The 22,519-nt window shown below is 50.8% G+C and carries 21 protein-coding genes; 12 read left to right on the forward strand and 9 right to left on the reverse strand.

Annotated elements, in window-relative coordinates; translation table 11 throughout:
- Window positions 1–83: 83 nt before the first annotated feature.
- Entirely contained in the window at window positions 84–578 is a 495-nt protein-coding gene (locus tag H6G21_RS15505; RefSeq protein ID WP_190574332.1) for a hypothetical protein, read from the reverse strand.
- 354 nt (window positions 579–932) lie between these two features.
- Between H6G21_RS15505 and H6G21_RS15510 the strand changes: the two genes are divergently transcribed.
- Window positions 933–1,517, forward strand: coding sequence for a Uma2 family endonuclease (locus tag H6G21_RS15510; RefSeq protein ID WP_190574397.1), 585 nt, complete (start codon window positions 933–935; stop codon window positions 1,515–1,517).
- 18 nt (window positions 1,518–1,535) lie between these two features.
- On the opposite strand, the gene H6G21_RS15515 is transcribed toward H6G21_RS15510, so the two are convergent.
- Both H6G21_RS15515 and H6G21_RS15520 read right to left on the reverse strand, forming a co-directional pair.
- The gene (locus H6G21_RS15515; protein ID WP_190574333.1) at window positions 1,536–3,503 is read right to left on the reverse strand and encodes a hypothetical protein; all 1,968 of its coding nucleotides are present in this window, start codon (window positions 3,501–3,503) and stop codon (window positions 1,536–1,538) included.
- Between the two features lie 199 nt (window positions 3,504–3,702).
- Window positions 3,703–5,193 carry a DUF3370 domain-containing protein gene (locus H6G21_RS15520; protein ID WP_190574334.1) on the reverse strand — a complete coding sequence of 497 codons (1,491 nt, stop codon included), beginning with the start codon at window positions 5,191–5,193 and terminating at the stop codon, window positions 3,703–3,705.
- 240 nt (window positions 5,194–5,433) lie between these two features.
- Here H6G21_RS15520 and H6G21_RS15525 point away from each other — a divergent pair, with 240 nt between their 5' ends.
- The 3 genes from H6G21_RS15525 to H6G21_RS26260 all read left to right on the forward strand — a co-directional run bounded on the left by H6G21_RS15525 (window position 5,434) and on the right by H6G21_RS26260 (window position 9,462).
- Window positions 5,434–6,375 (forward strand): ParA family protein, encoded by a 942-nt coding sequence (locus H6G21_RS15525; protein ID WP_190574335.1) that lies wholly within the window; start codon window positions 5,434–5,436, stop codon window positions 6,373–6,375.
- Between the two features lie 564 nt (window positions 6,376–6,939).
- Window positions 6,940–7,158, forward strand: coding sequence for a hypothetical protein (locus H6G21_RS15530; protein WP_190574336.1), 219 nt, complete (start codon window positions 6,940–6,942; stop codon window positions 7,156–7,158).
- Window positions 7,159–8,070: 912 nt separating this feature from the next.
- The gene (locus tag H6G21_RS26260; protein ID WP_347278031.1) at window positions 8,071–9,462 is read left to right on the forward strand and encodes an ATP-binding protein; all 1,392 of its coding nucleotides are present in this window, start codon (window positions 8,071–8,073) and stop codon (window positions 9,460–9,462) included.
- Window positions 9,463–9,601: 139 nt separating this feature from the next.
- Here the strand turns inward: H6G21_RS26260 and H6G21_RS15540 are convergent, their stop codons facing one another.
- Complete coding sequence (locus H6G21_RS15540) at window positions 9,602–9,946, reverse strand: hypothetical protein (protein ID WP_190574338.1); 345 nt, start codon at window positions 9,944–9,946, stop codon at window positions 9,602–9,604.
- 265 nt (window positions 9,947–10,211) lie between these two features.
- Between H6G21_RS15540 and H6G21_RS15545 the strand changes: the two genes are divergently transcribed.
- The 3 genes from H6G21_RS15545 (at window position 10,212) to H6G21_RS15555 (ending at window position 12,607) form a co-directional block, all read left to right on the forward strand.
- On the forward strand, window positions 10,212–11,489 hold the full coding sequence (locus H6G21_RS15545; protein WP_190574339.1) for an FGGY-family carbohydrate kinase: 1,278 nt from the start codon (window positions 10,212–10,214) through the stop codon (window positions 11,487–11,489).
- Between the two features lie 2 nt (window positions 11,490–11,491).
- Window positions 11,492–12,025: a hypothetical protein gene (locus tag H6G21_RS15550; RefSeq protein ID WP_242041855.1), complete on the forward strand. Its 534-nt coding sequence runs from the start codon at window positions 11,492–11,494 to the stop codon at window positions 12,023–12,025.
- Between the two features lie 111 nt (window positions 12,026–12,136).
- Window positions 12,137–12,607, forward strand: a complete 471-nt coding sequence (locus H6G21_RS15555; protein ID WP_190574340.1) for a hypothetical protein — start codon at window positions 12,137–12,139, stop codon at window positions 12,605–12,607.
- Between the two features lie 268 nt (window positions 12,608–12,875).
- Here the strand turns inward: H6G21_RS15555 and H6G21_RS15560 are convergent, their stop codons facing one another.
- The 3 genes from H6G21_RS15560 to petJ form a co-directional block, all read right to left on the reverse strand.
- The gene (locus H6G21_RS15560; protein ID WP_242041856.1) at window positions 12,876–13,298 is read right to left on the reverse strand and encodes a surface-adhesin E family protein; all 423 of its coding nucleotides are present in this window, start codon (window positions 13,296–13,298) and stop codon (window positions 12,876–12,878) included.
- Between the two features lie 37 nt (window positions 13,299–13,335).
- On the reverse strand, window positions 13,336–14,154 hold the full coding sequence (locus H6G21_RS15565; protein ID WP_190574341.1) for a hypothetical protein: 819 nt from the start codon (window positions 14,152–14,154) through the stop codon (window positions 13,336–13,338).
- Between the two features lie 543 nt (window positions 14,155–14,697).
- Entirely contained in the window at window positions 14,698–15,033 is a 336-nt protein-coding gene (gene petJ / locus H6G21_RS15570) for a cytochrome c6 PetJ (protein WP_190574342.1), read from the reverse strand.
- A gap of 217 nt (window positions 15,034–15,250) precedes the next feature.
- Here petJ and purT point away from each other — a divergent pair, with 217 nt between their 5' ends.
- The 3 genes from purT (at window position 15,251) to cobT (ending at window position 18,607) form a co-directional block, all read left to right on the forward strand.
- Window positions 15,251–16,483 (forward strand): formate-dependent phosphoribosylglycinamide formyltransferase, encoded by a 1,233-nt coding sequence (gene purT / locus H6G21_RS15575; protein ID WP_190574343.1) that lies wholly within the window; start codon window positions 15,251–15,253, stop codon window positions 16,481–16,483.
- A 114-nt stretch (window positions 16,484–16,597) separates the two neighbouring features.
- A complete protein-coding gene (locus H6G21_RS15580) occupies window positions 16,598–17,332 on the forward strand; it encodes a DUF2232 domain-containing protein (RefSeq protein ID WP_190574344.1) in 735 nt (244 codons plus the stop codon).
- Window positions 17,333–17,413: 81 nt separating this feature from the next.
- Window positions 17,414–18,607 (forward strand): nicotinate mononucleotide-dependent phosphoribosyltransferase CobT, encoded by a 1,194-nt coding sequence (gene cobT, locus H6G21_RS15585; protein ID WP_190574345.1) that lies wholly within the window; start codon window positions 17,414–17,416, stop codon window positions 18,605–18,607.
- A 36-nt stretch (window positions 18,608–18,643) separates the two neighbouring features.
- On the opposite strand, the gene H6G21_RS15590 is transcribed toward cobT, so the two are convergent.
- On the reverse strand, window positions 18,644–19,000 hold the full coding sequence (locus H6G21_RS15590) for a hypothetical protein (protein WP_190574346.1): 357 nt from the start codon (window positions 18,998–19,000) through the stop codon (window positions 18,644–18,646).
- Window positions 19,001–19,579: 579 nt separating this feature from the next.
- Here H6G21_RS15590 and H6G21_RS15595 point away from each other — a divergent pair.
- Both H6G21_RS15595 and H6G21_RS15600 read left to right on the forward strand, forming a co-directional pair.
- The gene (locus H6G21_RS15595) at window positions 19,580–20,209 is read left to right on the forward strand and encodes a phycobiliprotein lyase (RefSeq protein ID WP_190574347.1); all 630 of its coding nucleotides are present in this window, start codon (window positions 19,580–19,582) and stop codon (window positions 20,207–20,209) included.
- Window positions 20,210–20,315: 106 nt separating this feature from the next.
- Entirely contained in the window at window positions 20,316–21,542 is a 1,227-nt protein-coding gene (locus H6G21_RS15600) for an extracellular solute-binding protein (RefSeq protein WP_190574348.1), read from the forward strand.
- Here the strand turns inward: H6G21_RS15600 and H6G21_RS15605 are convergent.
- A complete protein-coding gene (locus H6G21_RS15605) occupies window positions 21,490–22,287 on the reverse strand; it encodes a hypothetical protein (protein WP_190574349.1) in 798 nt (265 codons plus the stop codon). The genes H6G21_RS15600 and H6G21_RS15605 overlap by 53 nt on opposite strands.
- Window positions 22,288–22,519 lie beyond the last annotated feature (232 nt).

The following is a 22,519-nucleotide window of genomic DNA, read 5'->3' on the forward strand; positions in this document are numbered from 1 at the left end:
TGAACAACCTACCTTTTTTAACGTTTAGATTAGTGTTTTGTTTGGTGTCTTGATAAGCGTTGAAAACTTTTTTAGAGTGGCTTTTAAGGCCGCGTTTTGGAACGGTTAAATCGAATTTTGGCTAAATAGCGGGTGATTTTTTCTTGGGTGAATTTGCCACTGGGAAAGGTGATTGTCAAGCGGGGATTGGGCGATTGGGCGGTGGGATATTGCAGGGTGTAGACGTAACCTTTGTGACTGAATTCCACACCTCGCAGTAAACGTGGGTCGTAATCTTTGGCTTCTAGGTTCAGTCCGCCTTTGCCCTGGCGATCGCGACTGCGGTAGTAACGGGGTTGGGTGGAATCTTTACGATCGGCACAGATGTAGATTTTGTAATTCTGCGTTTCGGCGTAGGTCATCAGTCCGCCCGTCCCGTCACAGGTTTTGTCGCCTTTGAGTTCATCGAGATAGCCGACGGTGAGTGCGATTTGCTGGGGATTCGTTTGGGCGGTGGGCAGTTCTAGCGGTTGTCGTGAGGGTGACGATAGATTAGACGATCGGGGTGGCGCAGCGTAGCCCACCAATCCCAGAGACACCAAACATCCAATTCCAACGAACGCTAAAGTTTTTTGTTGCATCGTCTGTTACCCAATCGCTATGACTGAAAATTTCATGAACTGACGGTTGATGACCTATGTTCATCCTAGCTCGATTCATTTGCCTTGCACGATCGATCGTTGTCTCGAAGACTGAGAATTAACAAATCAGACAATGGCTTCGCTCCCTGAGAATAAGCCCTGAAATCTGATACTTTGAAAATCTTAAAGATCATGCTTTTGGGGGAGATTGGAAATGAGGATGCAGTAGTTGATTTTCGCTGTTGTGGTCGTGCAGTAAAATGAAATATCACACCTACGTACACTATCTACGCACACTGTTGAGGTGGAATGATGGTTGCCTTGCCCGATCGAGGGTTGATGAGTGCTGAAGACTATTTGTCCTGGGAGTCCATGCAGCAGGAACGGCATGAGTTTTGGGACGGTATGTTAGTGGCGATGACCGGTGGGACGAAAAGGCATAATCGGGTTACAGGGAATTGTTTCAAGTTATTGGATGATGCTTTAGCAGATCGGGATTGTGAGGTCTATATTAACGATGTGATCGTTCAGGTACAGGCCAATCGTAAGTTCTTTTATCCAGATGTAGTGGTGACTTGTGATGCGCGGGATCAGGATGAGCGCTTGGTGAATTATCCTTGCTTGATTGTGGAGGTGTTGTCGCCTTCGACGGAATTGTACGACCGAGGGGCGAAGTTTGCTTGTTATCGCCGTTTTACGACGCTGCGGGAATACGTGCTGGTGGGGATGGAGGAGCCGGGGGTGGAAGTGTATACGAAGAATGCGGCAGGGAAGTGGGTATTGTCAGAATATGGGATGGAGGATGTAATTGAGTTGGAGTCGATCGGAGTACAGATGGCGGTGCGGGATTTGTACGATCGGGTGGACTTTCAGACGGATGGAGATGACGATAAGTAGGGCGCTACAGGAACTTTTCTACTCCTTCAATCCTGGGGAACTGCTTCCATGAATCGAGATGGCGTAATTCACAGGTTGATTGGCCGCAGAAATAATTACTTCATAGGTTCCCGCTTTTGCCGTTAAGCCCGACCAATTGGACTCACGTACATTCCGCGCTAGGAATTGATTCCCCTGCACGATCGCGAATTGTGGTTGTCCCTGACTGGTTTTAAGCTGCACCTGCAAAAATTGCCCAGCGGAACGGGAGAATTGATAAATATGACTTTCGCCTGAATCCAGTCGGCCCTGGTGCTCAAAGGGACTCTGATTCCCAGGAATGGCAGTCAGGCGGGTGGATAGTTGCGTCAGTTGATCTTGCGCGATCGCGTACCAAATTTGTCCTAGTTGCCGGGGATTGAGCACCTGCCCGATTTGAGTCGGAAACCACAGAAAAAATTGCGTATCGGTGATCAGGTTGATTGTGGATTCGCTAATGCGTTGGCTAGAAGATTGCTGGAGCCATTGTTCCAAATTCTCGCGGCGATAACTTCCCAATCCTTTACGAGCCTGTTCACTTAATTTTTCCAGAGTTTTCATTAAAGCTTTTAAGTTATCTTGCCAGCGTTGGCCTTGTCGATCGGGAATTTGTTGATGAGCCGATAAATTAGAGAGTTCATCCACTGCACCCACTAGCCAATTGGGGTTGATTTGCAAGGCTTGAATGCGCGATCGTTGGGATTCTGGAAAAATTGTGGGTGAAACAGAGGGGACTGAAGTTTCTGAATTCGGCGGGGTTGCTTCATGACTAGCATTGTCAGAAGCTTGGGATGCTTGATTAGTCTTAGACAGATCTGATTGCTCGGAATCTGTTCTAGGATGTTGAGAAACTCGGTTAGCGGTCGGTTTGGCCTGGAAGCCTTGAAAAATACGCCAGCCTGCAACTCCGGATAAACCCAGGAAAAGGGTTAATAGCACAATGAAAGAGATATCTTGCCAGAAGGGAGTACTGGTCGATCGCGTGCTCGATCGTGCTCTCGATCGCACCATTGACTGTTCCCACGATCGTGCCAGGGAGCGGGTTGGGGGCAATCGATCGATCGTGCTTGCGAATGCCTCATCGCCGATCCTGGAGGTGGGCACCTCAGAATTTGCAGCAACGGCAGACGACAGGCTAGGTAGGGATGCGGCGAAGGGCTCCGAGCGACCGTAGGTGATCGGTTGGCGTTGGAGGGCTTCTAGGACAGCTTGGGCATTGGGATAGCGCGCGAGGGGATTGGGCAAGAGCATCCGCTTGAGCACACGGGCAAAGGCAGGGCTGAGGCTGGCGTAGACCGCAGTGGTATAGCGTTCCCAGGAGGTGGTTGGCGGCGTGGCACTGAGTAACTGCAACGCGATCGCACCGAGATCGTAGAGATCTTGATCGATCGTCGCGGGTAATTCCGGGGGGATCCAATCTGGGGACAGGGACTCAAATCCCAAATCTAGGGCAATGTCCCGAATTTGGCCCAAGTTGGTCAGATAGGGTAACGCTTCAGTATTGGGTAAAAACAAGCTATCTAGATGAAGATTGCAATGCATTAGATTTTGGTCGTGCAAATGCTGGAGTAATGGCAAAATTTGCTGCAAGAGTTGCACAACTTCCGTTTCTGTAAAAGCTTCCTGGCACGATCGCCGATCGTCCAGGAGTTTGCCATAGGTTTGACCTTCGGGATAGTCGTACACGAGCCAAAAACGGTTCTGCGCCAGGATGGTAGCCTGGGGACTGAGGATTTGGGCATGACGCAGGGCGAGGAACGGCTGGAGGCGGGCTTGAAAGCTGCGGTATTGACTGGGAAGCTGGGGCATTAAGGCGGCGGGTGGTAGCCAGTCTTCTAGTAGGCAGAGGCGATTATCCCGATCGCGATCGACGGCGGAATACTGCCAGCCAAATTCACGATTACCTAAGTGACGCAATAGGTAATAACGATTGGCAAGTAGGGTTCCTAGCGCGATCGGTTTGAACATGACGGCAACGGCGGATTTGCAATCTAGCGTGACTCCTTAGGAAAATCGCCCCTGGCATCCCCGTAGGTTGCCCCTGGCGTGGAAGGAAACTCTCGATAAAGTACTTTTGTACTATAATAGCGGTAAATTTAAAATCCGATCGGATTTTCCGAAAAAATCTGTATTGCCAAAATATCCCCCGAAGTGAATTGGCCTCGATCTAACGGTTCGGGGCTGATTGGGTTGAAATCATCAGCACTTGCGGGGGCGTGACATCCGGTGGGTAGAGGAAATCTAGCCGCGCCGATCGCTGCTCTTGGGGCTTCAACTGGAGGGTTACCAAGGGCGCGACCTGTTGCCCCGTGCGTTGCCAGAGGTGAATATAGCGAGTGATGGCTTTGCCAGCGTCATCGCGATAGCGCAGTCGCACCGTGCCGCGAAAATAGGGGAAATCCTGGGGGGGGTGCCGAAAGCGAATTTTGCCCTGGGCTAGTTGATCTTCCTTGATCGGGGTAGCCAAGGTGATGGCGACGGTTTGGGCGCGATCGCTGCGGTTGACCAAGGGCATGGTGAGGTCATAGCGCACACCGTAGTTGCCGTGAGCCTCGTAGGCCGTATCGGGATAGCGCACTGCGAGGGGTGCCGCTTGGCTTTGCGGGGTGCCCAGGCGTCCGCGCCGTAGGGTGCTGATGGGGTAGGACAGGGTTTGGCCCGATCGGGGTAAGGCTAAGGTTGTTTTGCCGGGGTCTGTGAGATGGGCCTGCCAGGTCGAGCCGATTTGTACCCCCGCCACCCGGCTATAAATTAATGGCCCACTGGTTTGATCCAAGGGGGTTGGCCGTTTGTCCCTGGGCATGGCGAGGGCACCCGTTTCCAGCAGGTTGCGCCACTCGGCCAGGGTGGGCGGTCGTTCGTTGCCCTGGGCGGTTTTGGGGGCGAACATGGCTAAACTGGCGAGGTAAACTTTGCCGGTGCTGGTCAGGTTGGCAAAACTCGATCGGCCATTAACCGGGCGGGCTAAGCCTTTCGTGGGAATGGGGGCATTCATCAACAGGTGGTAGCCCTGGGCGGGAATGACGATTTTGGCTGCAAATTCCGCTGTGCGTTTACCTCGCAGCACGTCATCCACGGCTCGAATTCCCGGCCCAGAAAAGATAGCGCCCGTTGGATTGTCCAGCATCATCGGTTGGGTTTTGAAGGGGGCATCCGGCTCCATTTGATAGCTGGCGGCGGCGGGAATTTCCACCGTGATGGGTTGATTGCTAGGGTTGTGAACCAAAATGCCGATGTAGAGGGTTTGTAAGTCTTTGGGGGTGTGGGTGAAGTGGTGGGCAAAGAGGTTGAATTTCCCTTGGAAAGCGTAATTTAAGTGGGCAGTAGGTGTTTTTTTGCCCTCCGGTGGAAAGGTGGATAGCAGAATGCCGCCTTGCTTGATCCATTCCGGGCTGTTGCTGTTGAACATGGGAATCCGATCGAGGCTTCCAGGCAGCGATCGCACTTCGCCTTCGATGGCAATTTCCTTGGGTGGGGGTTTGGGACTGGGCGAGGCGGTCGGCGTGGGTGAGGGTGAGAGGGTCGGTGAGGGTGAGAGGGTTGGTGAGGGGGTAGGCGGGTTTAGTGCCGGGTTGGTGCCGCTGTAAGTCACGCTGTGGGGGAATCCCAGACTAACGATCGTGATGCCTGCGAGGGTGATCCAGTTCCGAAATTGCATAGTTGTCCAGATTCAAACATCCTACGCTAGATAGAATCAGTCATAAACTAAAGAGTTCCGCAGGGATTGCAAGGAAGAGAGAAAAAAACAGGCGGGTGAGCCGGAATATAAACTGATGCTGCAAGAGTAGGGAAGTTAATGTATATTGATGCCCAGTCCCTTGCTGAAGCAAGTTTGATCCGGCGGGGGAATGGTGATTGAAGATCCATGGTTTAGTCAGATCTATCGAGGGGCACTCCTATGGCGTTTGTTATTGCAACAACCAATATGAAAGGAGGCGTGGGCAAAACGACGCTCACGGTGAATCTGGCTGCCTCCCTGGCGAGAAATCAAGGAAAACGGGTGTTGATTGTGGATTTGGACACCCAAATCAGTGCGACGCTTAGTTTAATGCCGCCGGGAGAATTTGCAAAGTTGCGTAATGACAAACGGACGTTGCGTTACCTCGTGCACCAAGCGATCGCCCGCAATCCCGATCTGCCCAATTTGACGCGGGATTCGATTAAGAGCTATATCTGCAATGTCCCTGGGTTGAGCTTGATGCTGGGGGATATTGAAATTTACGATGAATATTTGGTGTCGGAAATGCTGCACAAGCGATCGATGCAGCAGGGCCGAGCAGAGCAGTTTGAGCAGGTCTGGAACGAGTTTGAGAAGAATTTAATTCGCAATATTCTCGAGCCGATTTCGCCGGACTACGACATTATTATTCTTGACTGTGCGCCTGGGTATAACTTGATCACGCGGAGTGCGTTGTTGGCGAGTGATTATTACTTGATTCCGGCCCGACCGGAGCCGTTATCGCTGATTGGGATTCAGTTACTGGAACGCAGAATCCATCGCCTGCGGGAAGCCCATCGAGAAGACTCCAGTGTGAAGGTTGATCTGTTGGGAATTGCATTTTCGTTGTCGGGGAATTTGCTAACGGGACGTTATTACAATCAGGTGATGAAACGTCTGAATGATGACTTTAGTGAAGCTAAGTTATTTAAAACGCGCATTCCGATGGATGTGAATGTGTCAAAGGCGGTGGATAGCTACACCCCAGTGGTGCTGAGCAATCCGGGCTGTTCTGGTGGGAAAGCGTTTCAACAGTTGAGCCAAGAGTTTCTACAAAAGCTCACCACTTCGGCACGGGTCAATGAACCGCCTTCTCGATTTGCGATTTCCAATCTGGAGTAAGGGCTTTCTCAATTGAGAGCTTCTCAATTGAGAGCTTGTCTGTGGAGTGGTTTAGCAGTAATTTAAAAGCCGCGTGTTTTGGGGCCTCGATCGAGACACGCGGTTTATTATGGTTGGCGATCGGGCCGTTTCGATCGCATACGGGTATCAAATAATACTTGAGTTGAGATTTAAATTACGGATTGACAGTGCCGCTAGTTTACTCGTAGTGTAGTTTCTCAAGCGATTGCCATGGACATCCTTCTTTCAATGGGTCGGCATGAAGCATGGGGTCGCTGGGTTCCAAAAATTTAGGCCACTACCTGGGATTGCGGACACAACCCCAAGTAGCTATTCCCCCTCGCTGGTTAAGCAGCAAGGCGGCTTGTTGAGAATTTTAACATTCGATCGAGCCACTCTTGTTTGTGATGTCAAACGGGGTGGCTCTAAATTTTTGGGCTTCTTAAGATGCCCTTATCCCCGGCCCTTCTCCCGACGGAGAAGGGAGAAGGAGATCTGGTTCCCTCTACCTCCGGGAGAGGGTGCGGGTGAGGGCAAAGACTCACTACAAGGAGAAGCTCAATCATGGCAAAAGGTTCTAGCGATCGCAGCGATCGTGAAGTTCAACCTGAGAAACAACGCTTACAGATCCACTTAATCGGTCACAAAGACTTTGTGCAGGACACGATTAATCAATTCCATGCGTTACACTACGCGGACAGGATTCATTGGAGTCAGCCGATGAAAATTGTGCATTCCGATGGTCAATACATCAGCATTCTCAGTCGCGAACGTCAGCGATAACGGATGACGCTGGGGCATCCCCCAGGGGGCGATCGTTCTGCGATCTGTGGGATGTCTTTCTCTTCCTTCAATTCTGAGGCATTGGGGGGATATTGGAGAGATCTGAGGGGCGATCGATGCAGCGAGTTGAGTGGCTAGCCATCCAACGATTGGCTAGCCAACTCGATTAACGATACAGAAAGGTTGAGCTTGGAATCTTTTACCCAATAAAAATCTGCACAAGGATTTAACGAAAACTTAATCCTAAACCATTCATTTATTAAACTTGAAATGCTGTAGCCACAGTCAAGGTTATGAATTGGATAAGACACTCCATCGTAAAGAGTATGGAAAATTCAGCAACTGAGACATCGTGACTCTGTAGAATAGAGGTATTCTCTCAATTCGATCGAGCAACGGAAGCAGCATCGTCGTCCTTCTTCATCGATGAAAAGCTGCTTGTCAGGGGCAAATACTTGTACAACGCGGTTTTATACCCACTAATCCCTTGAATATATGTCGTCCTTTGTGTTAAAAAGTATTGGGTTTGATCAGGGTGTCAGGGTGTCTGTTGATACTTCTCCAAAAGTCATAAGTATTAATCACTAACGCTGTATTAATCACAAGGCTGTATTAGCTAAAGAGCTGTATTAGCCGCAAAGCTGTATTAGCTACAAAACTGTATTAGCCAAAAAGCTGTATGAATCACCCATGACTCTGCAATGCATCATTCTGCAATGCATCATTTGAAATCGCGTTAATCCTTTGAGTGTCATAATGCACCTTCTAGTTAGATCGTTAGTCTAGTGGGAATTATTGTATTCGTGTTCATCAGATATTGAGTTATAGCAATCCATTCCAATCTATAGAATCTGTTTCCGCCGCCTAAGATAGGACTTCAATTGGCCAACGATGGTAAGGAATATTGGGACTGTGCGTTTTGAATTGACTTCAACCATATCTGAGTTGAAATCTTGGGAAGCTCAATTAGAGATTCAAGAGATTGGACAGTGCTTAATTGCACTTTTTGATGAAGATCCTCTCTTGCCAGGAGTGGTGCTCACCTGCGATCGCCACTATCAGGGCATGATCTCAAGGCGACACTTTTTTGAGCAAATGAGTCGTCCCTACAGTTTAGAGTTATTTTCCCGCCATCCGCTGGAGCGCTTTTGTGAAGCGTGGGCTACGGAACCCCTCACTTTGCCCGGAACCACTTCGATCGTGGAAGCAACTCAACAGGGTTTACAGCGATCGAAGGATTGTCTCTATGAACCCATCTTGATAGAAATGGCTCCAGGAACCTATCGAGTCCTAGATTTCCACGAATTACTGCTGGCTTACTCGCAAGTTCACACCCTTTCACTCCGATCGCTCCAGCAAGCCCAACAGGAAGCCCAATTAGTGGAAGAGAACTTACGACAACTTCAGTACAACTATTCTCGCCACCTCCAAACTGAAAAAATGGCCGCTTTAGGGCAGCTCGTGGCCGGGGTGGCCCATGAAATTAATAACCCCACCAGCTTTATCTATGGAAATCTGAATCATGTGGATAATTACATTCGTGATTTTTTGGAAGTGATTGCCCTGTACCAAGCGGAATATCCCCAGCCATCTTCCGTGGTGCAAGCCAAGTTACAGGAAGTCGATTTTGATTTCTTGGCCAGTGACATCGTGAAGCTAGTGCGATCGATGCGTGTGGGGGCGGAGCGCATTACCGAGATTGTGAAATCGCTTCGTAACTTTTCACGGTTGGATGAATCCGATTACAAAGCGGTGGACATTCATGATGGCATCGATAGCACCCTGATGATTCTGCGCAGCCGACTCAAGAGCCAAACCAGGCGGCCTGAAATTCGAGTCACCAAAGACTACGGTTTATTACCTTTAGTGGAATGCTACGCAGGTCAACTGAATCAAGTCTTTATGAATATTCTGTCCAACGCGATCGATGCGATCGAGGAACCGATCGAAGAATCACCACAGGCAGACTCTGTTTTCCAGGGACAGATCCAGATTCGTACCCAACAGTTGGATAATCAATGGATTATGATCACGATTGCCGACAATGGTTCTGGCATTCCTGAAAATGTTCAAAATCAATTGTTTGAGCCATTTTTCACCACCAAAGCAGTCGGGAAAGGCACTGGCTTAGGACTCTACATTAGCCACCAAATCATTCGAGAAAAACACCATGGTAAGCTAACCTGCCAATCCAATTCTCAAGGCACAGAATTTCGGATTCAAATTCCCATTTGCCAAACGCGATCGTGTTCCCCCGTCCGCACCTATGCGCGCGCGATCGAAGACGCTTTGGTGATGCCCTAAAGCGCTATGGAATCGATCGGAACTGACTGTGAAACGGATAGTCTGATCGATTCCACTCCCGAGCGATTTCACTCCCGAGCGGTTCCACTCCCGAGCGATTGCTCACTAATGCCCTGGCAATTAATGTTCTGGCAATTTCCTACTGATGGAAGAGGGAATTGAGTTCATTGCGCAAGCTGCTCAAATCACCGACACGACTGATGAGAACCTGTTCCTTACCTCCATCTTCTAGGCGCGTTTTCCAGTGCTGGATGACCTCTAAATTATTCATCCAAAATTGCACCACCGAATCCACTACCTCATCCAAAATCCAATCATGGTTCTGGGGAATTTGTTCGATCGAGGCTAAGACTGCATCTAGGGTGCAACGATGACTCCAGACATATTCCACTTGTGCTTGATGTATCTTGCTTGACCGTTCCTGTTGTTGTTCAAAAAAGTATAAAATTGGTGCAACGCCCACAATGCCAAATAAATACTTCATGGACAAATCTTGATAAGAAAAACAATGGTTTTTGAAAGTATTTATTCTAGAAAATTGCAACGAAATTGTATAGGGTATGCGAATATTTTTTAATCATTGCTACGAATTGATAGATTCTATCCAATAAAATTTGAAAAAGTGTAAATAATTCAACAAATTAGCAATGATTGGTTAGTTGGAATACAGCAAATTTAATGAGCCCTCGATTTCTAAATTTGCCCCCTTCTAAATTTTTCCCAGTAGAGCATTATTCCTCTTCTCCGCTATGCGATCGAGTGCTTTGTTTTTAGGAATTGATTTTGGCACCTCGGGGGCACGGGCGATCGCGATCGATACCCAGGGGGACATTCAAGCTCAGGTGGCCCTCCCCTATCCCGAACCCCAGGCCAATCAGCCCCTAGCGGCTAGCTGGCAACAAACCCTGGATGCCTTACTGATCCAGTTACCCTTGCCCGTGCGAGCCCGCTTAGCAGGTATTGCGATCGACGGCACGTCATCCACCGTCCTTCTCTGTGATCAACAAGGTCAACCGATCGCGGATCCCATTCTCTACAACGATGGTCGCGCCGCTGCCAAAGTCGCCATCCTCCAAACCCTTGCGCCCCCCAATCACACCGTCCTCAGTGCCACCTCCAGCCTCGCCAAGCTTCTGTGGTACGCGGATCAACCGTATTTTTCCCAAGCGGCCCACCTGCTCCACCAAGCCGATTGGCTCGCTTTCTTGCTCCATGGGCAACTCGGCCTCAGCGACTATCACAACAGCCTCAAGCTGGGCTATGACGTAGAAAATCTGGCCTATCCAGGCTGGCTAGAAAACCATCCCCTCCGGGAGCTACTGCCGCAGGTCTGGGTTCCGGGGCAGCCGATCGCGCCCATGCGATCTGCCCTGGCACAACGGTTGCAAATTCCAGCTAATTGCCTGATCCATGCAGGTACAACCGATAGTATTGCCGCGTTTTTAGCCAGTGGTGCCCAAAAGCCAGGGGAAGCCGTGACATCCTTGGGATCCACCCTGGTGCTGAAATTGCTCAGTTCCACCCGGTTAGAAGAGGCTCGCTACGGCATTTATAGCCATCGCCTGGGAAATTTGTGGCTGGTAGGTGGGGCTTCCAACACAGGGGGCGCGGTGTTGCGGAAATTCTTTACCGATGCCGAAATCACCCAACTCAGTCAACAAATTGATCCGAACCAGCCGACTGAGTACGATTACTATCCCTTGCTCCAACTTGGCGATCGCTTTCCCATCAACGATCCAACCTTGTTGCCCCGCTTGGAACCGCGCCCAGAGAGTCCCCGCGATTTTTTGCAGGGACTGTTGGAAGGCATCGCTCGCATCGAAACCCAAGGCTATCGCTTACTGGCCCAGCTGGGGGCCACTCCCCTAACCTCCGTCCATACCGCTGGAGGAGGGGCAAAAAATAGGAATTGGACGCAAATTCGTGCCCAATTCCTCGGCGTTCCGGTGAAAGCTGCGTCTTACCCAGAAGCAGCCTATGGTGCTGCAAAACTGGCTGCGGACTTGGGTATGATTCCCGATCGGTGAGCATGGTAAAGTTTTTTCAACTTTTGCGCCCGGTTCAATTCCCCAACTATCTCAATTCTCCCAAAGGGGCGGGGAATACTGGGGGCGTGGATAATGCAGCAAACTTCGATTTTTCTATACGCATGTGGCGCAAGTTAAACAATTGGTGGCAAGCGGTACGGACCTATCCCGACATGAGGCCCGACCTGCAACTGCGCCGAAAAATTAATCAAACCTTGCGCGATCGCTCTGCCTATGGATCCCATGATTGGTATCGCTGCTTTTGGGAACCATTAGGGGTTAAACCGGAACTTGCCAATTTTCTCTATAGCCAGTTGGCTGCGTATTCCGGTTTAGAAGTGGCTCGTTTGCTCCCCAGCGATCGCCTGATTGAGGATTTACACATTCCCCTGGTTTGTTGGTATGACTGGGAATGGGATCTCTGTGAAGCCTTCGAAAATCACTTTGGCATCGAACTGTGTCCGACCTTTGATTTGAGTGAGCTGACCACGTTAAAGGACTTATTTCTCTACTTAAACCAAAAGTTAATTCAGTAGACTGGTGACTCAGGCTAAAAATCGTGGCTTGATCGGCCCCGGCCCCTGCGCTACGCTATTAGCCGGATCAGATTAGCCGAATTAGCCTGTGGTTCAGTGTTTGCAGTCTCTATGAATAAACCTCTAAATCTCGAACAATCCCGCGCGATCGCTCAACAAATCGGTCGTAAGGGCAAATCTCCATTTGAAACTGCCTACAAAGCTGCCTTGGAGATGGGAGAAGAGGTGCTTTATGTGCAAGGCTTTCTGGTATTTCCGGGCACGCCTTTCCAACCGATCGAGCATGGCTGGTTAGAACTGTCCGATTGCTTAGTGGATCCCAATATTAATCAACTCAAACAGAAGGCAGAAGATCTCTATTACTTTCCTGCCCAAGTGCTGACCCTGAAGGAACTCAAAGCCGCGATCGAAGAAGCCCAAGAGGATTATCCCGAAGATGATCCTCTACCTATCTACGGAGCCATGCCCTACGAGTACTATGGCGATGTCATGCTGGGAGATAAGGCTTACCAAATCGCCTACGAAGCAGCCAAAGCAAAGACGCAGGAACTGAACCGACCCAAGAAAAAAACAGAAGAATAGATCTCTAGATGCTAGAGAATCCCTTGCCTTAGCACTAAGCTCGACACTCAATCTTTTGCTTGGTGCTCAATTTCCTGCTTGGCGCTTAATTTTTTGCTTGGCGCTCAGTTTTGCAATGGGAGCCATGCCCCTGGTCTAGCTTATCCCCCTGAGCCATTGCGGATGGAAGGCCGGATGTGAAGGGCGGTGAGGGGACAAGCTCAAGGCAATCAACTCATGAGAATTCAGGGGAGAATTCAGGGGAGAATTCAGTGTTGAGTCAAGTGAATTAAGTGCTGGGCTGAGCGCAGGCATATTGTAGAACTTCGTAGCCACTGCTGCCTTGGCGCGGCTGCACTAAGGTTCCCGTTTCTCCATAGTCAAACCGTTGAATCAGTTTACGATCCTTGGCAAAGGCATTGACCCTGCGAAGACGCTGGGTTTTGGAATTGCAATCCGCAGACCACCGGATGACCACGCCATGGAGCGGCTCCTCGATCGTATTTTCCAAAAAGGGATTATTCGGTTCTGGAAATTCACGATATTCCCAGTAGGTCACACTGTTGCCCTTGCGCTGAATGGAGCTGGTATCGATGAAAAAACGATCCTTCACTGAATTTTCAGTAATCTTCTTCCATTCTGCGGCGATCGCGGCATTGGGTAACACCAGCACTGAACAGGCGATCGCCCAAGCCGTTAAACGTTTCATCATGATTTTCCCCTCATCAATATTGCGATTAACTAGCTACTTACGGTTTAGGTGGTTCCGGGGCAGGCTGAGGTGTCTCCGATGGACTCGGTGTTGGAGAGGGGGTGCCGCCCTTATTTTGCGCCAGGTAAGCTTCTACATTCTTAATCGCTTGGATGGCGTAGGTATCGTTGGGCCGTTCATCCAACGCCCGTCGGAAGAATAATAAGGCAGTGCGGTGATTGCGTTTTTGGGTGGCGGTGTAGCCTACCTGCATGTAGCGATCGTAGGCGGTACTGCGTCCGGCGGGGACTTTCACCGTTTTATCAGCAGAACTGGAGGAGCCACTAGAACTACTGGACGTGCTGCTGTCTGTGGGTTTGGTGTTCCCCGTTGGTTTGGTGGAATCCGTCGGTGACCCTTGGGGTTTGCCAGTTGCCTGTTGCTGATACAGACTCAGAACTTGATTGGTATAGGCGGCGGTTCCCGCACTGTTATACAGGTTGCTATCTCCTGTCATCCACCAAGCGGCAATCCGCCGTACGGTCAGTGCTTCATCCCCGTTGGCCTGCTGGTCTTCCGTGGCTGCCACGTCCTTAATCACACAGTTGATAATGTTGCGGGCTGTGGCGGGACTATCGTTGAACTGCTGCGGAGTTAGGGGTTTGCCCAAACAGGACTTGGCCCAGATGGGAATATTGGTGGCCTTAACGCGCCAGTCGCTGTGCAAACCCTCACTCTTTGGACTTTGCACGCCCACCTGTCGAAGAGATTCTACAACCCGCGCAACTTGACTATCTGTCATGGCCGCCGTAGCCACTCCACTGAAGCTGAGGCTGAGTGCGACCCCGCCCACAATACCCAGAAACTGCGATCGCATATCCTATAAAGTCCAAATCAACTTAAGTTCTTACTAATCTAGACCGATCCTGGTCAGAATGATCGTCTTTACCGAAAACCTATATTTCGGCATCAATCTCAGGATGGATTTCAAAAGGATGCCATCCTAGGATACGCCGTGCCAAGGCAAGAAAATAGACCGATGTGCAACTCGAAAAGTTGCCGACCTGCCAAACTGACTTGCAAACCTGACTTGCAAAACTGACCTGGAAAAGCGGCCGATCGGGGAAATTCCGTGCCGACTGCTTCCATTGTCTGACTGCCCAGGCTGGGAGCGTTGTGATGTTGTGATCAAGCGTTGTGGCAGAGACTTGCGATAGAGAAAAGAGGCTTAAGAATTTAAGCCTCTCCCTAGGGTCAGTATTGAAAAATCAGTCAGGACTCTCACCCATAATCTGCTGCTCACAACCTGCTGCTCACAACCTGCTGCTTACAGCCTATTGCCTACAACCTGCTGCTCACAACAGGGTTAGTTACAACAGGGTTATTTACAACAGGATTATTTACAGGGGTAATGCGAGGATTACTTCGCCCAACCATTTCCAGCCTGGGCCAAGACATAAGCAGCCACGTTTTCAATTTGTTCGGGTTGAAGCTTACCGCCAAAAGCAGGCATTGCGTTCTTGCCGTTCGTCACTTGTTTGATGATTGCTTCTGCGGAGGCCATCCCGTATTGGTCGAGGTCAGCCTGTTGCAGCGTTTTGGTGGGGTTGACGGCGTTGCGTCCACCCGCATGGCAAGCAGCACAGTTGGCTGCAAACACCTTAGCACCTGCCGCAGTATCAGCAGCATAGGCGGGCAGGGCAAAGGAAATGGTGGCAACGATCGCGATCAAGCCCAGAAAAAGCTTTCTTAACATTTTGATACCAGTGTTCTACGCTCAAGGATTACCGTCCCCCATTCTGTTGAGAAGGGATTTCCTGGGTCAAAAGACATATTGTCAAAGATTGCAAGCTTGCAATAAGACATATTGTCAAAGATTGCGCTACGTAAAGCCAGTTGCGATCGGTGGAGTGCCCAGGGAGTGAGATAATCCAGCGTGCACCTGCTTAGGAGAATGCTGAGGAGAATACGCTATGAATCAACCTGCTGCCCCCGCTACGGCAACCCTCGCCCCCTGGGGCACCCCGTTACAACCAGGGGCACAACGCCTATTGCTGCTCGGCTCAGGGGAATTGGGGCGGGAAGTGGCGATCGAAGCCATGCGCCTGGGCCTAGAAGTGATTGCAGTCGATTCCTATGCCAATGCCCCGGCCATGCAGTTTGCCCACCGTTCCCATGTGATCAGTATGTTGGATGGGGAAGCCCTGCGATCGGTGATTGAAGCGGAGCAACCCAGCTTCATCGTGCCGGAAGTGGAAGCGATCGCCACGCCGACGTTGATTGAATTGGAAAAGCAGGGCTGGCGAGTCATTCCGACGGCCAATGCGACCTTTCTCACGATGAACCGGGAAGGGATCCGGCGGTTGGCGGCGGAAACCTTAGGGTTGAAAACCTCGCCCTATCGCTTTGCTGATACGGAAGCGGAATACCAAGCGGCGATCGCGGAGATTGGCTTGCCCTGCGTGGTAAAGCCGGTGATGAGTTCCTCCGGCAAAGGCCAAAGTACCGTGAAAACAGAGGCGGATATTTTGCCTGCTTGGGACTATGCCCACGCTAAGGGCCGGACGCAGAACGATCGGGTGATTATCGAAGGCTTCGTCAATTTCCACACTGAGATTACATTGCTGACCGTGCGGGCGATCGATGGCACCCATTTCTGTCCGCCGATCGGCCATGTCCAGATCAGCGGCGATTATCGCGAATCTTGGCAACCTTGCCCGCTGTCAGAAGCTACCCTCGCCAAATGTCAGGCGATCGCGGCCACAATCACGGAAGCCTTGGGCGGATGGGGCCTCTTTGGGGTGGAATTGTTCATCGAAGGGGATCCCGCTGGGGAACAAACGGTTTACTTCAGCGAGGTCAGCCCCCGCCCCCACGATACGGGCATGGTGACGATGATTAGCCAAAACATGTCCGAGTTTGAGTTACATGTGCGGGCGATCGCGGGTTTGCCGATCGGCGAGATTGACCTGATTAAACCCGGTGCCTCGGCGGTGATTCTGGGCACGGAACCGACGGAGAATCCGCAATTTACGGGCGTAGCAGACGCTTTACAGGTTCCCACGAGTAAGTTACGGCTCTTTGGTAAACCCAAAAGCTATGCCAACCGTCGTATGGGGGTAGCACTGGCCCTAGGATCCACGATCGAAGAAGCCCGCGATCGGGCTAAGGCTTGTGCGGCACAGGTGCAGGTGGTCAAGGGGTAGGAGGGTAGAACGGGTAGGAGGGTAGAACGGGTAGGAGGGGACGTTATTTTTTTTACGAATGTGACAATTTCGAACTAACGTTACAGTAGATCTGTTGAATCTCAAGCCGCTGGCATGACTGCTCCTATCCCCAACAACTCTCAAGGTTCTCCTGACGCTGACGACGATCGTGGCTGGCTGGACGATATTGTCCCTAATTTGGAAAAATCCCCCGAAACTAAACGGCAGGGGGTTGATCCTCACAGCCCGATCGTCATGGTGGAAACGGCATTCCTTGCCAGTGCGGCTGGGTTGCTGTGGTTGGTGAATTTTTACTTTCCCCTCGGCCCCATGCTGATCTTTTTCCCGTTACCCATTGCGATCGTCTATCTGCGCTGGGGCAATCGGGCGGCAGGCATGGGCGTGCTTGTCGCATCGTTGCTGTTGAGTGTATTGATGGGACCGGTGCGGGCGATTCAGTTTTTGGTGCCCTATGGCGTCTTGGGCTGGACGTTGGGGAGTTTGTGGTCGCGGCGCAGTGGATGGAGCGGAGCCATTTTCATTGGAACTGTACTGATGACCTTTGGTACGTTTTTCCGGATTTGGCTGGTCTCAATCTTGCTAGGGGATGACCTCTGGCTCTATGCCACGATTCAGGTGACGGGTTTCGTGGAATGGATTTTCAACTTCCTCGGAATTCTGCAACAGCCTAGTCTGAGCTTAGTGCAGGGGATTACGGTGGCCGCGATCGTGGTCAAGAATATTGTCTACGTTGGTTTAGTGCACGTGGTTGCTTACATTCTATGCAATCGCCTAGGGAATCCCATTCCCGATCCGCCTAAGTGGATACAAGTGTTAATGGATGAGTAGTTGTCTATCCAGCTGGTTTCAGCCGTTGATGAATGCATGGATGATCAGGACTGGATGATGAGATTAGATGATGAGTACTAGATGATTAACATCTACACCCAACGATCGCAGGCAGAACGTTGGCTGCAACGCTATCGAGGGCAATCACCAGAATTTGTCTGTGTGCTAGGTTTTACGGAAACGGGACTGATTCCAGGCATTTCTGCCGCCGGAGCCACTCCCGACGATCGCCGTCAAACGGCGCTTGCGGATGCTGAATTTCTGTACTACGGTGTGCAAGCCCAACCCCGCTATCCGCTGCCACCGCTCGTGGCTGGGGCTTCACCAGCCTTGATTTCCCGCGCGATCGTTGAACAGCTCTCCATTCCGACCCATTTAGTGAATGCAGGACTGCTAGAAACTCCCCCCGTTCCCTGTATTGACTGTGGGGGCCAAGCAGCTCGCTGCCTCAGTACGGGCCAAGCCATGGATCTCGCGACCGTGCAGCAATTATTTCAGGCGGGTCTTCAGTTAGGGCAGCAATTCGGCCAAAAACTTAAAAACCGTTACTTGATTATTGGAGAATGCGTTGTCGGTGGAACGACGACTGCATTGGCATTACTGTTGGGCTTAGGGATTCCAGCCCTAGGCAAGGTCAATAGTAGCCACCCCACCTGTAACCATGATCAAAAGCAACAACTGGTGCTATCTGCGCTGCAATCTCTTCCATTATCGACTAGCGATGCTCCAGATCCCCTACAACTGTTGGCGGCGATCGGCGATCCTATGCAACCGGTGGTGGCGGGAATGATGATTGCTGCCAGTCAGTACTGTGGTGTCTTGTTGGCGGGAGGCACACAAATGCTGGCCGTCTACGTCCTCGCTCAACGCATTCAACACGTTCAGGCTCAATATCTTACATCGACGATCACAACAGGGGCGATCGCGGTAGGTGGAACCGAGGAGGAGGCTGGACGGAATCTTCAGAAACCTGCTTGGAACCCTGATAACCCTGTCTGGAACCCTGACAACATTATCATTGGAACCACGCGCTGGGTCGCTGAAGATCCGACGGGTGATACGATCGGCTTGAGTTCCAGTATTGGCAAGGTGCCGCTGATAGCGACAGCCCTAGATTTTACCCAATCCCGTTATCCCCAATTGCAAGTCTATGAACAGGGATTTGTCAAAGAAGGGGTTGGGGCAGGAGGCTGCGCGATCGCAGCTCACCTGTACCGTCAGTGGAATAATCAACAATTCCTAGAGGCCATTGAACAGCTTTTAGACCGCTTTTAGCCTGTTTGCAGCCTATTCAAGGATTCGGAAAAATGATTAGGAAATTCGACGGGCGAGTAATTGTTCTTCCAAGGCCGCAATCCGGTTGTAAGCGGCGGTTAGTTGTGCCGTGAGCCGTTGAATTTGTAGCTCCGGCGACATGATTCGATCATTACTGCTCGTCATCGTTTCCATGCCGTAACTATCAACCAGGATATCTTTATGGTCAGAAAGATCATCAAGGACATGATGGTGATGATGTGTTTCGCTACCATAAGGGCGCGAATGCGTATGTGTTGCTGCTCGCATCTCTCCGAGTGCATTAGAAACCTGACGACTTAGTTCTTCAATCGCCTGGAATAATGCATCCATTTTTTGATTGAGCAACGTAACTTGGGTATGTAGCGTGTCCATGCGATCGACCCCATGCTCCGTGTAATACCCCCCATCTTAGGAAGGGATTCAAGCGAAGGTGGATTTCCTGCGGAATCATTTAACGTTTTATGGAAAAATCGTTACCCAAAACGCAAAACCAAGTTTACGTTGTGAAATATTTAATCTAAGTATTAATCAGGCAGGAATCAAAAATTAAGAATCAGTCAAATTAAGAATCAGTCAAACAACTCAATCGATCTAACGACTCGAACCATGTTTCACCGGACTAGTGGTTTCGCCGTAGTACCACTTGTTTCGCCGTAGTACCACTTTCCGTAGTACCACTTTTTGCTGTAAATGCCATCAAGCTAATGATCCTGAGGGCTTTGGAGCAATACTAGAACAATACTAATTGTCTGGATTATTTTAAGACTGTGTTATGTCTATATTTTGATTAGGTTGGGATTGCTTGTCTACGGAACTCGCATACAACGCAAGAATTTTTAACCAAATAGCAACTTGTCGTTACAATCTCCGCGACGGAAGTTGGGTGCGTGTGATTTGCTTTCTCCTAGAGCGATCTTCTAGGATCAGCCTAGTTGAGTTTTTGGATCGTGAATGCTGAGTTTTCAAGCGTTTTTTGCAGCCTGTGCAGGGCGTTGGGTCACAGAGCGTACCTATCATTATTTTGCGGACAATGAAATCGAGCGATCGCACACTGAGTTCCAAGCCAACCCTCTCGATGATTTAACCAAGCAGAAATTATTGAAAACCGTTTTGTCGGATCAGGCTCAAAATGATGCTCCCCACGCCTGTCCAGGATTTTCCATCCACTTTGATACCTTGTCTGAAAAGGGCGATCGGGTGGAGATGAGTCTCAAAGCTCTATTTGTCCCAGAAACGCTCCTCAATACCGATCAACTTCCGGGTGAGTTACCGATCCCAGTGGTAGCGGCCACCGCAGACCAGGATGCCTCGATTATTCGCGGCTTCTACCTTCGGGATGAAGGCTATTCCGAAGGGGGATCGATCGCGGGGCGCTTCACCTACCAACCCAGCCGCCAGATTTTGGAAATGACGACGTTCTATCGGAAATCGGTTGCAGTGGATCAGATGCGCTTCATCAGCCCGGAGACTCGGTTGCGCACGATCGTCACCTATCGACGGCCCACCACAGCGGTTCCCCCGTCGGAGATTCTTTTAGTGGGCTTTGGTGTGGAACATAAACAACCGCTCCCAGCGGGGTGAGGGCAACAATGGGCAGGAGGGGGATCGCCAATTCAGCGCAATTCAGCAAAAACAACAGTTAAAATGCTGGATGCTGCAACGGCATGAAATGCCTCCCCCTTGAAACATGGATCGTCGAACTTTTCTGTCGAGCACGACTGCCCTAGCGCTGGGCACGGTTCTGAGTGGCTGCCAGTCAACGCAACAATCCGCTTTGCGCATTCGGCTTCTGCGGGGCTCGGTGCCTGCATTACTGACCAAAGAGTTTCGCCAGCAGTTCGGCCAAGGGAATTCGATCCATTTGGATGTCCGACCAGAGGCACAGTTGCAGGATCTATTTGATCTCCTCCAACGCTGGAAGCGCCAAGCTACGGGCGAAATCCCGACTCCGAAGCCGATCGTGCCGTTGCCGATTCCTTGGATTGGGACGTCCCCCAACCAGCAGGCCGCTAATTTAATCAGCTTAGGGGATCCTTGGCTCGCCGTGGCCATTCGGCAAAAATTGATTCAACCGATCGTGGTGGACGGTTGGAAAAATGCTGCACCTGAAGCCTGGAATGCTTGGAACAGCTTACCCAGCCTCTTCCAGGATCTGGTGCGGCGTAACGATGACGGGATGAATGAAGGCAATCGGCAAATCTGGGCCATTCCCTACCGTTGGGGGAGTTTGGCGATCGTCTATCGCAAGGATCTGCTAGCACAAAAAGGCATTACCCCCCCGACGGATTGGGCCGATCTGTGGCGATCGGAGTTTCAGGGACACCTCTCCCTCCCGGATCAGCCCCGCGAGGTCATTGGCCTAGTTTTGAAAAAACTGGGGCAATCCTGTAATCCCGTTGATCTCCAGAAAATTCCTAATCTCAGGTCAGAATTGCAAGGGCTACAAAATAATGTCAAGTTTTATAGTTCTCAGCACTATCTACAGGCGTTAATCCTAGGCGATACCTGGATTGCGGTAGGTTCCTCTAGCGAAATGATGACCCAACTGCGCCGTAATCCCAACCTTGCCGCTGTTTTTCCGGCCTCTGGTACGGTGCTCTGGGCCGATCTTTGGGTACAACCTGCTCTAGCCCAGCCAGCCCCGGCCAATTCCAATGTCGATCGCCTCATTGCCCAATGGACGACTTTGGGGTTACAAGCAAAACTGGCCCCCCAGTTCACGTTGATCAGTCAAGGTACTTCCCCCAGTTTGCTGACCCTGAACCCGGACGATCTCCCAGAAGCGCTGCGGCGGAATCCATTGCTATACCCCGATCGCGATCGGTTTAGCAAAAGTGAATTTCTCCAGCCCCTCTCTCCTGCTACGGCTGAGCAATACCGCCAGATGTGGGAATCGATCCGAAAAGACCGTTAGACCGACCCCGAACACTACCCCGACCTAAGGCATCCAGTTGCATGGCGCAGGGGCGTTGGCCATCGCTTGTGGGTTCAGTGCGACCGGGTACCGCACAGGTGTAGGCTGCTAACAAGTTCCCTTGACGGCTGAAGAGGCGTAGATTAAAGCCTTCTTGTTGGGCAGCGGTGCCAAATTGGTTGAGGAATTGGTAGCGCTCCAAATAATCCAGGAGGCTCCAAAGCTGCTCATTGATGATGACACTGACTTTAGGCTGGGCGATCGCGTTTCTGGGGCAGGCGAGCCACCCCTCTAGGAGCTTGCTACCAAACTTGGCTTGGGCCGCAAATTGATCTCGCGCTAACCAAAGGCTAGGCAGACTCAGGTTGGGCTGGAAATCAATGAGATCCCGGACACCAGGGATGGAGGATTCGCATAACCCCTGATTCAGTTGCTTAATGTTGAAAGGTGTGACATCGGGCTGGAGTGCAGCAATGGAATTGCTCTCATTTGCCGGATTTGTTGCTTTATTCGGCAAGATCGCTTTGCTATCGCCTTTGCTATCGCTTTTATTCGTTAGTTGATTGGGAGACGATGGATCCGAATTATTTATAGGGGGATGAAAGGGATCGGCCACTGAATTCGCCTCGGGCGCAATGGTGGGTTCAATTTTGGGGCTCTGGGGCAGAGGTTCAGAGATCGCTGGGCGCACACCTAAGCCCATTACCCCTAAAAAGGCACCTGCGATCGCAAGTCTTTGCCACATTCGTTTGTCAATACTGCTGTTAATGCTGCTGTCAATACTGCCCTTGAAAGAAGCACAATTCGCCGATCGACGCTGATTGGATCCCGATTTGATATTGATGAATCTCAACTTGATACCTAACTGGATGGCCCAGTCGATCGAACTCCTAGGCTGAGTGTGGTGCGGGGGGAAACTAGTAATCCCGAGAGCAATCCCAAGAGTAATCCCGAGAGAACAAGGTTGGCATTTGGAG

It is taken from the genome of Alkalinema sp. FACHB-956 (assembly GCF_014697025.1).
In the GTDB taxonomy this organism is placed as follows: Bacteria; Cyanobacteriota; Cyanobacteriia; order Leptolyngbyales; family Leptolyngbyaceae; genus Alkalinema.

Excerpts from the sequence above, each read along its gene's own strand:
- H6G21_RS15510 (WP_190574397.1), top strand. The coding sequence starts at position 933 with ATGGTTGCCTTGCCCGATCGAGGGTTGATGAGTGCTGAAGACTATTTG.
- H6G21_RS15515 (WP_190574333.1), bottom strand. The coding sequence starts at position 3,503 with ATGTTCAAACCGATCGCGCTAGGAACCCTACTTGCCAATCGTTATTAC.
- H6G21_RS15520 (WP_190574334.1), bottom strand. The coding sequence starts at position 5,193 with ATGCAATTTCGGAACTGGATCACCCTCGCAGGCATCACGATCGTTAGT.
- H6G21_RS15525 (WP_190574335.1), top strand. The coding sequence starts at position 5,434 with ATGGCGTTTGTTATTGCAACAACCAATATGAAAGGAGGCGTGGGCAAA.
- H6G21_RS15530 (WP_190574336.1), top strand. The coding sequence starts at position 6,940 with ATGGCAAAAGGTTCTAGCGATCGCAGCGATCGTGAAGTTCAACCTGAG.
- H6G21_RS15540 (WP_190574338.1), bottom strand. The coding sequence starts at position 9,946 with ATGAAGTATTTATTTGGCATTGTGGGCGTTGCACCAATTTTATACTTT.
- H6G21_RS15545 (WP_190574339.1), top strand. The coding sequence starts at position 10,212 with ATGCGATCGAGTGCTTTGTTTTTAGGAATTGATTTTGGCACCTCGGGG.
- H6G21_RS15550 (WP_242041855.1), top strand. The coding sequence starts at position 11,492 with ATGGTAAAGTTTTTTCAACTTTTGCGCCCGGTTCAATTCCCCAACTAT.
- H6G21_RS15555 (WP_190574340.1), top strand. The coding sequence starts at position 12,137 with ATGAATAAACCTCTAAATCTCGAACAATCCCGCGCGATCGCTCAACAA.
- H6G21_RS15560 (WP_242041856.1), bottom strand. The coding sequence starts at position 13,298 with ATGATGAAACGTTTAACGGCTTGGGCGATCGCCTGTTCAGTGCTGGTG.
- H6G21_RS15565 (WP_190574341.1), bottom strand. The coding sequence starts at position 14,154 with ATGCGATCGCAGTTTCTGGGTATTGTGGGCGGGGTCGCACTCAGCCTC.
- petJ (WP_190574342.1), bottom strand. The coding sequence starts at position 15,033 with ATGTTAAGAAAGCTTTTTCTGGGCTTGATCGCGATCGTTGCCACCATT.
- purT (WP_190574343.1), top strand. The coding sequence starts at position 15,251 with ATGAATCAACCTGCTGCCCCCGCTACGGCAACCCTCGCCCCCTGGGGC.
- H6G21_RS15580 (WP_190574344.1), top strand. The coding sequence starts at position 16,598 with ATGACTGCTCCTATCCCCAACAACTCTCAAGGTTCTCCTGACGCTGAC.
- cobT (WP_190574345.1), top strand. The coding sequence starts at position 17,414 with ATGATTAACATCTACACCCAACGATCGCAGGCAGAACGTTGGCTGCAA.
- H6G21_RS15590 (WP_190574346.1), bottom strand. The coding sequence starts at position 19,000 with ATGGACACGCTACATACCCAAGTTACGTTGCTCAATCAAAAAATGGAT.
- H6G21_RS15595 (WP_190574347.1), top strand. The coding sequence starts at position 19,580 with ATGCTGAGTTTTCAAGCGTTTTTTGCAGCCTGTGCAGGGCGTTGGGTC.
- H6G21_RS15600 (WP_190574348.1), top strand. The coding sequence starts at position 20,316 with ATGGATCGTCGAACTTTTCTGTCGAGCACGACTGCCCTAGCGCTGGGC.
- H6G21_RS15605 (WP_190574349.1), bottom strand. The coding sequence starts at position 22,287 with ATGTGGCAAAGACTTGCGATCGCAGGTGCCTTTTTAGGGGTAATGGGC.